This window comes from Sulfitobacter sp. HI0040, from assembly GCF_001634885.1.
Lineage (GTDB): Bacteria > Pseudomonadota > Alphaproteobacteria > Rhodobacterales > Rhodobacteraceae > Sulfitobacter.
In genome coordinates, this window is the sequence record NZ_LWEX01000402.1 from 1 (window position 1) to 232 (window position 232).

Below are 232 nucleotides of genomic sequence, written 5' to 3' on the forward strand. Positions count from 1 at the left end.
TAGCGCGTATTCGCGCCGCCGTCATTCGGGGGCATCCCGATCACTCCGGCGTTGATCCACCGCCCGCGCCTGCATTCCCGTTCGAACGGCAGACCGCAATGACCGGCGATGATATGATCGACGGGGCCGATGGCCGCTTCGGTGGCGTCCCATTCCTCCTCGAACAGCCGGGCGGAAGAACTTGGCCAGATGAAGCGCGCGACCTCGGACACGCCACCATGGATGACGGCAT

1 pseudogene is annotated in these 232 nt (G+C 65.1%); it reads right to left on the reverse strand.

Features of this window, described 5'->3' with window-relative positions:
• Positions 1 to 232, reverse strand: a pseudogene (locus A3728_RS16550) (metallophosphoesterase family protein); the annotation flags it as partial.